The following is a 12,295-nucleotide window of genomic DNA, read 5'->3' on the forward strand; positions in this document are numbered from 1 at the left end:
GGCAAACACGCCAAACTGGCGTTAATGCCCGGCAAGGCTGTAGCGATCCTCTCCAGGAATATTGCGAAGTCTGTGCCACCTTAACGGGTGGACGCTATCAGCGCTGCAGCGTCAGGGTCAGCAACAGGTCATGGCTGTTGTAGTCGGCGTTAAATCCGCCATTGAAGAGATCAACCGCGACGTCCTGCTCGCGGTATCGATAGTCGAGGGAAGCGGACACATTCGGATTGAACAGATAGGTGCCGCCGACACCTAGGCCGCGCCGATCAATTGACTGATCGGTCAACCGTTCACCCTCCTCTTCGTCCAACGGGAAGGCATCGGGATAGTCCACCGTACCGACAGCACCATACGCATAGAGAAGCACATTGCGGCGCAGTTCGTGATCAACCCGAAGCCGCGCCTCGGTCGTCACATAGCCCCCGGCATTGATCACCGCGGTTTCATCGATCCCCCGGCGACCGGTCAGCGTGATGGTCGTCAGCTCGGTCGGGAACCATTCAAGCTGCGCATCAAGGCTGAGACCATTGGCCGTCTGCAGACGGATGTCCTCATAGTCCTGTTCAAAATAGCCCAAGGACACACGTCCGCGGGAAAGGCGTGTGACATCAAATTCCGTCCCTGCAGCAACCCGCCACCCTTCGGAATCGCGGTCATAGGGGGTCTCCTGATCATACTCGCGGGCATTGATTTCACCCTCGAGGAAGATCGAGAAATCCCGCGTGATGGCGAGGCTGACCTGGCCGAGCAGGCTGTACCGCTGATGATCGCGATAGTCCTGGTCGACCCGCGCACGCGGCACAGCAACAGCTTCCGGCAGCAGGAGCGCATCCGAGAAATCGTAATCCGCAAAGTCGATGCGGGTCTTGTACCGGACACGTCCCATCTCGTGCTGCAGACCCAGATAGGCCCGCGTGCGCGTGTACTCTACCGGCTCCTCAAACAGGAAGCCGGCGGTCTGTGTCTGACGATCTTCGTGGCGCCGGTCGATGCTGGCGCCGCCGAACAGGGCCGCTGTCCGTGTCAGGTCCAGCTGTCCGTTGATGGCAGCGCCCAGATTGGTGATTGTCTCATTCTGGAAGCGGTTGTTCTTGATCGCTTCGGCATAGGCGCTGAACCCGATGGCATGTCGTGACCATACGGTTTCGCCCCGAATACTGGGCCGTAGGAAAACAAAGCTGTCTGCCTCATCCTCGAACCGCTCAAGCCCCCGATCGCTCGGCACATCGGAGAGCGCGAAGGCGTTGGACGTCCAGCCAACGCCCAGATCGAGTCGCGGTTTGACGATGAATTGTCCCGCCCTGACGCCGGGCGCTGCGTATTCAGGCCGATAGCGTTCCAGCACGGAAATATTTCGGTCCCGCTCGAACAGTGAATCCTGTGCCGCGGCCGTGGAGACGGCGCCCTGCCCCAGAAGGAGCAGGCCAGCAGCGCCAAGCGCGCTCGATCCCATCAGCCGTGTCTTGATCACAATACTCCCCTGACGCGGGTTCTTCAGGCACATCGATCTGGGATGCACAAGTCACGCCAGTTCAACACAAAATAGTGTCACGTCAATGACTTGGCGATGCCTGTCAGCGCCTGCGAGGAGTCGCTGCCGTCAGAGCGATCAGAAAAACCGCTCGCCGATACGGATCGTGTCACCGGGCCGGACCGTGGTGGTCGATGTCAGGGGAAATTTACTTTCCTCCTGATCACCCGCCCGGCGGATATAAACAAACCGCTCATTGGCCCGATAGGTGAAGCCTTCCGCCGTCGCCACGGCATTGAGGACCGTCAGGCCGCTCTGATAGGCATAGGTGCCCGGGCGCTTGACCTCCCCCAGAATATAGAAGGGGCGATAGGCAACGACCTCGGCGCTGACACTGGGATCCTTGAGATAACCATCGCGCAGGGCCGCATCGACCGAGCCCTGCAGCTCCCGCACCGTCAGGCCGCGGGCCTGGAATTCACCGATCAGCGGCAGTGACACCTGCCCTGCGCCGTCCACCGAATATTCGCCGGAAAGGTCCTCTTCGCCGTAGACGGTCAGTTTGACCTTGTCGCCGGGGCCGAGCCGGTAGTCTTCGGCGCTGAACGCTTCAGGCGCGACACCCTCGGTGCTCGTCGGTGCGGGCGCCGTTGCACATCCCGTTAACCACAGGGTGAGTAGGACGGAGACAAGTATTCTGACGGTCATCGCGACACCCTTTCACGGCTTTTCCATGCAGGCGCTATACCACCTGTCACAATTCGGCGGTATGGGCGCAGCAAATCAGTGGTATTGACGATCATCCATGTCCCTTCTCCAGTTGCTGCTTCTCGCTATTGTCCAGGGTCTGACCGAATTCATTCCGGTCAGTTCATCGGCGCATCTCATCCTGCTACCGGCCCTGATCGAAGGATTTCAGGATCAGGGACGGGCGATTGACGTCGCCGCCCATGTGGGAAGCCTGTTCGCTGTCCTGATCTACTTCCGCTCAGAAACAGGGCGCCTGTTCACCGGCGGGCTTGATACTGTCCGGATGCGGGACACCGGTGACCGGCACCTCTTCCTCACTATTGCTCTCGCGACCATCCCCCTCGTCCTCTTCGGCGCTGTGCTAGAGTTGACGGGCCTTGCCGATGGTCTGCGCGACCCTCGGGTTCTGGCGACGACCTCCATCGTGTTCGGTATCCTTCTATGGATCGCTGACCGTCGGCCGACAGTCCACGATGAAATGCCGAGCCGCTGGCGCGTCGTGGCGGCGATCGCGGTTGCCCAAGCCATTGCGGTGATCCCCGGCACGTCACGCTCCGGCATCACCATCACGGCGGCGCGCTGGTTCGGGTATAGTCGTGAGCAGTCAGCGCGCTTCTCAATGCTGCTTGCCGTTCCTGCAATCGCAGCCTCCGGCGCGTTCGCGACCTACAAGCTGTTCAAAGACGGACATCAGGGAGAATGGACCGCGGCATTGATCGTCGCGGTGTTCAGTTTCCTGTCCGCATGGCTAGCCATTATCCTGTTCATGAAGATGACGCGGACAGTTTCGATGACCCCTTTCGTCATCTACCGGATCGCCTTGGGCATATTCCTCTTCATTTTGTTCACCTGAGCTGCACTTGCGGACCGACATATAGGTGTTACATTATTCATCAGGTGTCGTGTCTGACCCGGTCCATCGATTTGCGATGACCAGGTTCACGGTTGGGCAATCACCTTTTGGTAGTACGATCTTCGTCGTGACAGTTCGGGGCACGACAAAGCCAAGAACACCGCCGGCAGCGTTCTTGCAGGCCTCTTGGACGACGATCGTCTAACTGGGATGGGTATGGGTATGATGGACAACACAAACCGACCCTTGGCAAACAAGAAGCTCTGCTATGTTCGGCAGGTTTTTGCGTGGGAAGTCAGGGAAGAGATCGAACGGGAATCGTCGGACATTTCCGACGCATTCGACGATCACAGCGTTCTTTACGCGCTGCACGCTGATGATGGATCACGCATCGCGCTGATGAGCGATCGCGAGATCGCATTCGCCGCAGCGAAACAGCATGAAATGACGCCTGTCAGCGTCCACTGACGCGCAGTGTGATCATGTTGAACTGAAAAAGGCCCCATGAGGGGCCTTTTTTCATGGCAATTGGAAAAAACGAGCGTCAGGCGGCCTGAGCATCCGCGTCGCCAACGGCGATGGCATACAGGGCCTCTGCATCCGCGGCACCGCGCATGGCATCCTGAACCTCATCAGAGCGCAGCAGACGGGCAACCCGCGACAGGGCCTTCAGATGGTCCGCATCGGCACGCTCCGGTGCCAGAAGCAGAAAGACGAGGTCCACGGGCCGGTCATCGATCGAGTCGAAATCGACCGGCTGTGCCAGCCGGGCAAAAATGCCGCGCATCTGGGAAATCTCAGCCCGCGCATGCGGCACTGCGACCCCTCTGCCGATGCCAGTGGAGCCGAGCTGTTCGCGCTCCAGCAGACTGTCCAAAAGAGACGTTTCATCAAGGCCCATCGTTTTCTGCGCATGGGCAGCAAGCTGCTTGAGCACGCTGCGCTTACAGCTTGCTTCCATGGACACGATAACGTTCTCGGAACTCAAGAAAGACCTGATTTCGCTCGACATATACTTCATTCGTCGACACACATTCGTTGCGATGCGGCCGTCCAATTCTAAATTCGAGGACCGCGAGCGCGGCCACATACCACACTCCTCGCTCGCGTCACCTCATTTCGAGATGCTTTTAGCTATCTTTCACGAACCGTGCCTTAATCGGCTGTCCGAGCACCATCGATCCATCCAATATTGCCGTCATCGCGGCGGTAGACCACGTTGAGATCGCCATGTTTTGCATTTCTGAAAATAACCACACGCTCATCGATCACGTCCAGCTGCAAAACTGCGTCACTGACGGACATGCGACGTAAGATGGTGCTCTTTTCTGCGATGACCAATGGTGCATCTGCGGCCTCGTCCTCATCCATCTCCGACGACGCGGCGATGACATAGGACGATGCAGTCTCGGCAGGGAGTTCCTCGCGATTATTGGCGTGGTGGTCCTTGAGGCGACGCTTGTAGCGGCGGACGCGCTTCTCAAGCTTGGTCATGGCCCCGTCAAAAGCGCCATAGGCGTCATGCGCCCTGTCCTGTGCTGCCAGAAACACCCCTGAGGCCAGGTGGAGCGTGATCTCCACCTCAATTTGCGGCCCCTCCTTGTCGAACGTTACCTGCGCCTCTGCCGATCGATCGAAATATTTGTGCACGCCGGCCGCAAGATTGTCTTTGACGTAAGTCTGCAGGGCGGCACCGAGGTCGATCGCTTTGCCGGTAATTTGAACGTCCATTTTTAACTCCATCTCTTCGGAAGGAAATATAGGGTGTGACTATGCGCTTCCCATCGTGCAGTGCAAAATTAGTCGCGCAGCGAGATGGTGACGCCAATCGTGTTTCGAAGAGGTTGACGGACCTAGGCCAGTGAACGTTTGGCCATGCGCCTGCGCTGGACCGAGGAAGGCAACCCCAACGCTTCACGATATTTTGCGACCGTACGGCGCGCAATATCGATGTTTTCACCGGCCAGGATCGACACCAGCCGATCATCGGACAGCGGGTTTTCGGGCTCTTCCTCGTCGATCAGCTGGCGGATCCGGTGCCGGACGCTCTCAGCCGAATATTCCGCATCACCCGTCCGCGACGAGATCGCCGCCGTGAAGAAATATTTCATCTCAAACGTCCCGCGCGGGGTCGCGATGAACTTGTTCGACGTTACGCGGCTGACCGTCGATTCGTGCATCTCGATCGAATCCGCAATGGTCTTGAGGTTAAGGGGCCGCAGATAGCGAATACCGTTGACGAAGAATTCGTCCTGATATTTCACCAGCTCCGTTGCCACCCGCAGGATTGTCCGGGCGCGCTGGTCAAGACTGCGAACAAGCCAGTTGGCATTGGCCATCTGCTCATTAAGGAAGGTCCGTGCCTCCCCGCCCTTGGTCGAAGCCGCCAGGCGCGTGAAATAGCGCTCGTCGGCAATGACCCGCGGGAGCGTTTCTGAGTTCAGCTCGACCTTCCACCCGCCATCGGCGTCCTCGGTCACATAGACGTCTGGCACGACGACCTGCACATGGTCGCGGCCATATTGCAGGCCCGGCTTGGGATTGAGCCGGCGTATCGTCGCGATGGCGGCTTTCAGCTCTGCATCATTCAGGCGACAGGCCCGGCGCAGGGCCGGCATGTTATGGGTACCGAGGAAATGGATATTCTCGAGAAAAAGCTCCATCCCGGGGGTCAGTTCACCGAGATCGCGCAATTGCAGCTTCAGGCATTCCTGCAGCGAACGCGCCCCGACCCCGGAAGGCTCGAAGTTCTGGATCAGTCGCAGGGCCTTTTCGACAAGACTGAGATCAGCCCCCAGACGCTCGGCAATTTCGTTCGTTGAATCACGGAGATAGCCCCCATCATCGATCAGATCGATCAGATAGGAGCCAATGAACAGGATGGTGTCGTCACGGCTGGTGACGTGGAGCTGGTCGGTCAGGTGGTCATGCAGACTTTTGACCCCGCCCGTATTTTCAGCCGCATCATAGTCATCGGACAGCGACGGCCCGCGGGAGGAAACGGAGGACCAGTCCCCTGCCCCGGCGTCACCGGGTGCGGCCTCATTGTCGATATTGCTGTAGTCCGTATCGAGGGTGGAATGGTCCGCCGACGCATCCGCGTCCGCGCGCTCCTCGCCCCGTGCTTCGTCGCCACGCTGAGGGTCAGAGCCACTCTCATCGCGTTCGAGAAACGGGTTTTCCTCAAGCTGGGATTCAACGAATTCCGCAAGTTCCAGGTTGGTCAGCTGCAGCAGTTTGATGGCCTGTTGCAGCTGGGGTGTCATCACCAGCTGCTGCCCCTGCCGGACCTCTAGTTTCTGCGAAATACTCAAGGACACTCTCCGAACTGTACCGAAATGAAACAAAGTTCTTTTCGGCGCATGCTTTAGAGTTATCCTTTACAGCTGGAAGGTTTCACCCAGATAAACACGGCGCACGTCTTTGTTTGCAATTATCTCTGACGGCGTCCCCTCACTCAGCAATTCACCCTTATGGATGATGTAGGCGCGGTCGATGATGTCCAGCGTCTCGCGGACATTGTGATCGGTGATCAGAACGCCGAGGCCGCGGTCTTTGAGATGCGCGACCAGTTCCCGGATATCGGCAATCGCCAACGGATCAATGCCGGCAAAGGGCTCGTCGAGCAGCATATAGTCAGGGCCGGTGGCCACCGCACGAGCGATTTCAAGGCGTCGACGTTCACCACCAGAGAGCGCCGTGGCCATGGATTTGCGCACATGGGCGATGCCAAATTCTTCAAGCAGCGCCGTGACCACGGATGCCTGGGTCGCAGCACCACTATGCACCAGTTCCACCACCGCCTGGACGTTCTCTTCAACCGTCAGCCCACGGAAGATCGACGCTTCCTGCGGCAGGTAACCGATGCCGAGCTTGGCGCGCTGGTACATGGGCAGGCGGGTGACGTCATAGCCATCAAGAAGGATCCGCCCGCCATCGGCCGGGACCAGTCCTGTCACCATGTAAAAGCAGGTCGTCTTCCCCGCCCCGTTTGGACCGAGCAGGCCGACAGCTTCACCACGCCGGACATGAAAGCTGACATGATTGACCACCTGCCGACGCCGAAACGTCTTCTGCAGGTTCTCGGCAACCAGCCCGTCGGTCTCAGTGACCGGAGCGGCAGCGTTCATATCCTTATCCAGTGGAGATCCGTCCATTATTGTCCGCTTGGCGCTGTGTAGAAGAGGCCCCGTACACGGCCGTCCGCCCCGGGGGTGAAACTCATGGCGCCGGTAGAGGTGTTATAGATCAGTTCGCCGCCAACCATGATCTGTTCGCCCTGGATGACGATGACATTGCCGGTCACCGTGATGATGGATGTGCTCGCGTCGTAAATCGCCAACTCGCCAGACACCGCATTCTCGCCATCGGCGTAACGGACATTGCCGCGGCTCTCGATCCGATTGAACCCGCCATCGCTGGAGACACCATCGACGGTCATTTCATCAGCCGACAGGATTGAGATGCCCTGGGTCACACGCACGTCACCGACGCATTTTATCCGATCCTGTTGGTCGAGAAATTCGCAGCTGCCATCGGCGGAAATATCAATCGGCAGATTACCGCCCTGGCCGAAATAGGGCTCGGCATCCTGGGCGGCGAACAGGGCCAGTCCGGCGAAGGAGAGCGTCAGAAGCATGGGTGTCGTCACTTTTCCGTCTCGCTGAGAACCACATGCCCCAGCCCACTAATCCACCAGGACGACTATCGAAGGTCGGATTTCTGCTCGGCGGTCTCCGATTTCGGATTGAGCCGCACCCGCACATTGCCTTCCAGCACCAGACGCCCTTCCCCCTGATAGGCCGTCGCGCTGTCGGCGGCAACGGTGCCCCGCTCCCCCTGGCCACTAATACCCGTCGTGGACGTGATGGTATTGCTCTTGAGATCGACAGCCGCCGCGTCCGTGTTGATCGTGAAGTCGCTGCCGCCGATCGAGTGCTGCATCTGCACGTCGTTCGTCAGGTCAATCTGATCCCGGGCCGTATCGTAGAGGCCGTCTCGCGCTTTCACACGCATGCTTTCGCTCGTGTCACCCCGCGCTCTGGCGCGCATCGCCTCAGGATTTTCAAGCAGGATCCGGTCCGGGCTGTTTGGATTGCGCTGGGCCGCGGCGGCAGACACCTCAAAGGGCAGACCGCTCAGGTCCTCGCCCATATAACGAGGTCGTTCGAGACGCATGTCATCGCTCTCGGTGTCGATTTGCGTGAACTGCAGCGCGAACTCCCGGTCGATCTGTGGGGGTGTGGCGCTGAACACATACGTCGCCAGAAGGCCGGCGGCGGCGGCCGGGACCGCAAGGCGCAAATGGCGCACAATCCGGGTATGACGCTGGGCCTCAGCGGGCTTCAGGCGTTCGACATCAGGCACCATCAGAACGGAGCGCGACTGCGTCTCGCCTGGGCCATCATCCACGTCACGCGTGGAGGGCGCTGGTGATCCTGCGAAATCCATGACTACCCATTGTCGTCAGCGCACCAGATATGGCACCCCGGCGGGCCCATGAAAAGATGCAGTGCACCATGTTACGGGACCGTATTCTGCAATTGTATTACTTTCGTCCAGACAATTCGCCCTAGCGCACGCGGCGGTCAACTGTGCGCGAAAATGTCGACCTGGCCCCAGCCGGCCAGATCAAGCGCGGCCCGAACTGGCAAAAAGTCAAAACAGGCCTGCACAAGGGCGTCCCGATTTTCGCGTTTCAACATGCTATCGAGCTTTTCGCGCGCCTCATGCAGGTGGAGGACGTCAGATGCCGCATAGGCCTGCTGCGCGTCGCTGAGCGGATCGGCCGCCCAGTCAGACGATTGCTGCTGCTTTGACAGTTCCACACCGCACATTTCGCGCACCACGTCCTTCAGGCCATGCCGGTCAGTGTAGGTGCGGGCGACCTTGGAGGCGATTTTCGTGCAGTAGATCGGTGTCGTCACGACGCCAAGCCAATGCCGGAACACTGCCACGTCAAATCGCGCGAAATGGAAAATCTTGAGCACATTCTCATCGGCGAGGAGCGCTTTGAGGTTCTTGGCCTTGTCGTAATCATCGCCTGAAAACTGGACCAGATGAGCGTCACCATCGCCAGCGGACAGTTGCACCACGCACAGACGATCGCGCAATGGGTTCAGACCCAGCGTTTCGCTGTCGACAGCCACAACGGTTCCAAGGTCGAGCCCGTCTGGCAGGTCTCCGCGATGAAGGTGGATAGTCACAGGCCGATCCTTTTCTGACGCCCGCTGGCGTAAGGCAAAAAGGGGCAGAAGCATGGCTTGCCTGTCGTGACAAGGTCTGACGTCACAACGGACGAACGCCTGCAGAAATATATCGAGAGTGATGGAACTTCCATCAGACCCTCGGGTTTTCCTTGCACACTATAAAAGGAGTTCGAGGACATGATGAAATACTGGAAAATGCTGATGCTCGGTCTCGTTGCAGTAAGCGCCACTGCTTGCAACACAGTCGAAGGTTTCGGTCGCGATGTCGAAGAAGCCGGCGATGAAATCGAAGAAACAGCGAACGAAGTGAAGAACTAAGCGTCTTCATGGTACGGAAAAACCGGCCCGCGTGGCCGGTTTTTTTGTGCTCTGCTGCCTACTCGTCGCTGCGGAGGCGATAGGGCAGCGTCAGGACCACGCGATAACCGCCCTCTTCAGGGGCTGTCACGGCCACCGTCCCGCGCACCTGTTTCGCGAAGGCGTTCATCAGTTTCGTACCAAGGCCGGAGCCAGACACCTGGCTGTTATTCGATCCGCCTTCACCACAACCATCATCAATAACGGCCAGTTCAACGTTACCGTCCTGTCGCCGAAGCTCGACACGCAGCTCGCCGCCGTCTTCATCGAACGCATATTTGATGGAATTGGTGACCGCTTCGAGCACGAACAGGGCCATGGGAATGGCATCATCGGCGTTGATTTCGATGTCTTCGATATCCCAGTCGAGCTCAACACCCAGCTCATCCATGCCCAGAGCTTCGCCGAGATGTTCAAGAAGGGCATCGAAGAACGCCCCCATCTGAACGGTTTCGAGGCTTTCGTAGTGATACAGGGTCTGGTGCACGATGGAGAGCGCATCGATACGGTGGCGGACCGCGGCCAGCACCTCGCGCGCCTCAGTGTCTTTAACCGCGCGAGACTGCAGGCTGACAAAGCTGGTCACGATCTGCAGGTTATTCTTGATGCGATGGTGAATTTCCTTCACCGCCGCATCCCGCTTTTCAATCGCGTCGATCAGCGCCGTATCACGCTCCCTGATCCGGGCGGCCATCCGACCGAAGGTCCGGGCAAAGCTGGCGATTTCCTGCGGCGCCCGCTGAAAGGACGCATCCACGTCATGCTCGTAGTGCCCTTCGCCATATACCATGGCCAGCTGACGCAATGGACGCAGCCATTGCAGGACGAAGCGGTCGACAGCGAGCCACGCAACGACAAGCGCTGACACAAAAATAAGGAGCGGCAGGCCAACTGCCGACACTGGCCTCAGTGTGAACTCACTCAAGGGCCCGGGAGAAACGCGAGAGAGGACGGCATAGACACCGTCAGCCCCCAGCAGGCTGACCACCACATCGTAGCGCACACCATCGCGCGATTCGACCACCATGAAAGCTGGCTTCTGCCTGGCTTGAGACACAAGGCCGGGGTCGATGCCCGCGAAGCGGGAGCTGCCGAAAAGTTTGCCGGTATCGTCGGCCAGCGCCACCTCGACACCGGCTGCCGGCTCGACGAACGCGGCGGTATTGAGAAGATCCCGCACGCGGACCGAGAATAGGATACCACCGTCGAACTCGCCCTGCTCGTCCGTCAACCGCCGAATGACGGCGAAAACCCATGTTTCACTCAGCTTTCCAAAGAACGCCTCAGTGCGCACAACTTCAGCGCCATCTTTGAGCTGCTGAAGCCATGTGTTGCGGGTCGACAGGCCCTCAGGATTACTGAGCGACGTGCAAAGATAGTCACCGTTCACATCGAAACGGCCGACATTGCCGACATAGGGCAGCAACGGATTTACCCGCGCGGCGACCTCTGCACAGTTTTCCGGCGTAAACTCCGGCGCGAAGGCTTCCTGCAGGATTTCGGTTGTGGCAAGGGACTGCTCCATTCGCCCAATGGCATCAGAAGCAAGCAGGACGAGGTCATTCCGCCGATCATTGACGCCGTTGCGGGCATCCTGAATCGCCGAGAAACCAGCGAAAACGAGGATTGGGCTAAGGGCCGCCGCAATAGTAACGAGGAGCCTCTCGCGAAGCGACCTGACGAACATACGACCCAACCTTCGACGTTAGCGATCAGACACGCGCAACGAGACGATCCGCCTCATCCATGATGTCTCCCATAGCGGAAGACGCGTCACCCTTGCCATCGTTCTGCGACGTCACAGAGCCATTTTCAAGAATGTCCGCCAACGCCTTGCGCGCCCTGCTGACCCGGCTCTTGATCGTGCCGACAGCACAGCCGCAAATTGCCGCTGCCTCTTCGTATGAAACGCCGCCAGCGCCCACCAGGATCAGGGCTTCGCGCTGCTCAACAGGCAGTTGCGGCAGCGCCATGCGCAGCTCCAGAAGCTCCAGAGATGCAGATGGATTGTCCTGCGCGACCAGCGTGGCTTCAGCCACTTCCTGATCCAGCGGCTGCGAACGCCAAGCCCGGCGCTGTTGAGAATAGAAAAGATTCCGGAGAATGGTGAAGGTCCAGGCCTTCAGATTCGTGCCGTGCTCATAGCTTGCACGGGCCCGCCACGCCTTCAGAAGCGCTTCCTGCGCCAAATCATCGGCGGCAGCGCGGTTATTGCAGAGACTGCGCGCAAACGCGCGCAAATGCGGAATGAGTTCCGTCAGGTCCTGCTTGAATTCTGAGGCTTCAATGGCTTCGCTCATTAGCGGTCGCCTCCAGATGACGACTTGCTATCGGCTTCCTCCAGCAAACGCATGAAATCATCGGGCACATCTTCCTTGGCCACTTCATCATACATTTCCCGCAAGTGCTTACCAATGCGCTTGGTGCGCGAGCGTCGCTGGCGCACATCGTCCGGATCGTTGCCCGGCGTTTTTGTACCCATGTCTACCGATCTCAATGCCATCTGAATCCAAGTTGATGCTGTAAATTCGGAAAGGAAACGCCGCGAAATCGTCAAAGTTCCCACTTATTGTAGCAAACCTGCATTTTTTTTCACCGGCCGTGCAACCAACTCGTTGGGCAAGGGTTAAAGGCCATCAGGACAGTTACGAAACC

Annotated in this window: 15 protein-coding genes; 3 read left to right on the plus strand and 12 right to left on the minus strand. The window is 58.7% G+C overall.

Features of this window, described 5'->3' with window-relative positions:
• Nucleotides 1-97: 97 nt before the first annotated feature.
• Both RUI03_RS12110 and RUI03_RS12115 read right to left on the minus strand, forming a co-directional pair.
• Nucleotides 98-1,471 (minus strand): outer membrane beta-barrel protein, encoded by a 1,374-nt coding sequence (locus tag RUI03_RS12110; RefSeq protein ID WP_317287727.1) that lies wholly within the window; start codon nt 1,469-1,471, stop codon nt 98-100.
• A 138-nt stretch (nt 1,472-1,609) separates the two neighbouring features.
• Nucleotides 1,610-2,179: a polysaccharide biosynthesis/export family protein gene (locus tag RUI03_RS12115; protein WP_317287728.1), complete on the minus strand. Its 570-nt coding sequence runs from the start codon at nt 2,177-2,179 to the stop codon at nt 1,610-1,612.
• A gap of 97 nt (nt 2,180-2,276) precedes the next feature.
• On the opposite strand from RUI03_RS12115, the gene RUI03_RS12120 reads away from it, so the two are divergent.
• Together RUI03_RS12120 and RUI03_RS12125 are read left to right on the plus strand one after the other, a co-directional pair.
• Nucleotides 2,277-3,074, plus strand: a complete 798-nt coding sequence (locus RUI03_RS12120; protein WP_317287729.1) for an undecaprenyl-diphosphate phosphatase — start codon at nt 2,277-2,279, stop codon at nt 3,072-3,074.
• 222 nt (nt 3,075-3,296) lie between these two features.
• Nucleotides 3,297-3,542: a DUF1150 family protein gene (locus RUI03_RS12125; protein ID WP_317287730.1), complete on the plus strand. Its 246-nt coding sequence runs from the start codon at nt 3,297-3,299 to the stop codon at nt 3,540-3,542.
• 76 nt (nt 3,543-3,618) lie between these two features.
• Here RUI03_RS12125 and RUI03_RS12130 read toward each other — a convergent pair whose 3' ends face one another.
• The 7 genes from RUI03_RS12130 to RUI03_RS12160 all read right to left on the minus strand — a co-directional run bounded on the left by RUI03_RS12130 (nt 3,619) and on the right by RUI03_RS12160 (nt 9,280).
• The gene (locus RUI03_RS12130) at nt 3,619-4,086 is read right to left on the minus strand and encodes a PTS sugar transporter subunit IIA (RefSeq protein WP_317287731.1); all 468 of its coding nucleotides are present in this window, start codon (nt 4,084-4,086) and stop codon (nt 3,619-3,621) included.
• Nucleotides 4,087-4,229: 143 nt separating this feature from the next.
• Nucleotides 4,230-4,805: a ribosome hibernation-promoting factor, HPF/YfiA family gene (gene hpf / locus RUI03_RS12135; RefSeq protein WP_317287732.1), complete on the minus strand. Its 576-nt coding sequence runs from the start codon at nt 4,803-4,805 to the stop codon at nt 4,230-4,232.
• Nucleotides 4,806-4,927: 122 nt separating this feature from the next.
• Nucleotides 4,928-6,394 (minus strand): RNA polymerase factor sigma-54, encoded by a 1,467-nt coding sequence (rpoN, locus tag RUI03_RS12140; RefSeq protein WP_410795873.1) that lies wholly within the window; start codon nt 6,392-6,394, stop codon nt 4,928-4,930.
• 60 nt (nt 6,395-6,454) lie between these two features.
• Nucleotides 6,455-7,204: an LPS export ABC transporter ATP-binding protein gene (gene lptB, locus RUI03_RS12145; RefSeq protein ID WP_410795948.1), complete on the minus strand. Its 750-nt coding sequence runs from the start codon at nt 7,202-7,204 to the stop codon at nt 6,455-6,457.
• 26 nt (nt 7,205-7,230) lie between these two features.
• Nucleotides 7,231-7,713, minus strand: a complete 483-nt coding sequence (locus tag RUI03_RS12150; RefSeq protein ID WP_317287735.1) for an LptA/OstA family protein — start codon at nt 7,711-7,713, stop codon at nt 7,231-7,233.
• 65 nt (nt 7,714-7,778) lie between these two features.
• Nucleotides 7,779-8,525, minus strand: coding sequence for an LPS export ABC transporter periplasmic protein LptC (gene lptC, locus RUI03_RS12155; RefSeq protein ID WP_317287736.1), 747 nt, complete (start codon nt 8,523-8,525; stop codon nt 7,779-7,781).
• 137 nt (nt 8,526-8,662) lie between these two features.
• A complete protein-coding gene (locus RUI03_RS12160; protein WP_317287737.1) occupies nt 8,663-9,280 on the minus strand; it encodes a ribonuclease H-like domain-containing protein in 618 nt (205 codons plus the stop codon).
• 180 nt (nt 9,281-9,460) lie between these two features.
• Here RUI03_RS12160 and RUI03_RS12165 point away from each other — a divergent pair, with 180 nt between their 5' ends.
• Nucleotides 9,461-9,601, plus strand: coding sequence for an entericidin A/B family lipoprotein (locus RUI03_RS12165; RefSeq protein ID WP_317287738.1), 141 nt, complete (start codon nt 9,461-9,463; stop codon nt 9,599-9,601).
• 58 nt (nt 9,602-9,659) lie between these two features.
• On the opposite strand, the gene RUI03_RS12170 is transcribed toward RUI03_RS12165, so the two are convergent.
• The 3 genes from RUI03_RS12170 to RUI03_RS12180 are packed head-to-tail and all read right to left on the minus strand — an operon-like array spanning nt 9,660 to nt 12,122.
• Nucleotides 9,660-11,327 (minus strand): sensor histidine kinase, encoded by a 1,668-nt coding sequence (locus tag RUI03_RS12170; RefSeq protein ID WP_317287739.1) that lies wholly within the window; start codon nt 11,325-11,327, stop codon nt 9,660-9,662.
• 25 nt (nt 11,328-11,352) lie between these two features.
• On the minus strand, nt 11,353-11,940 hold the full coding sequence (locus RUI03_RS12175) for a sigma-70 family RNA polymerase sigma factor (RefSeq protein WP_317287740.1): 588 nt from the start codon (nt 11,938-11,940) through the stop codon (nt 11,353-11,355).
• On the minus strand, nt 11,940-12,122 hold the full coding sequence (locus RUI03_RS12180; protein WP_317287741.1) for a NepR family anti-sigma factor: 183 nt from the start codon (nt 12,120-12,122) through the stop codon (nt 11,940-11,942). Before RUI03_RS12180 ends, RUI03_RS12175 begins: the two co-directional genes overlap by 1 nt.
• Between the last annotated feature and the right edge of the window lie 173 nt (nt 12,123-12,295).

It is taken from the genome of Parvularcula sp. LCG005 (assembly GCF_032930845.1).
Classification (GTDB): Bacteria; Pseudomonadota; Alphaproteobacteria; order Caulobacterales; family Parvularculaceae; genus Parvularcula.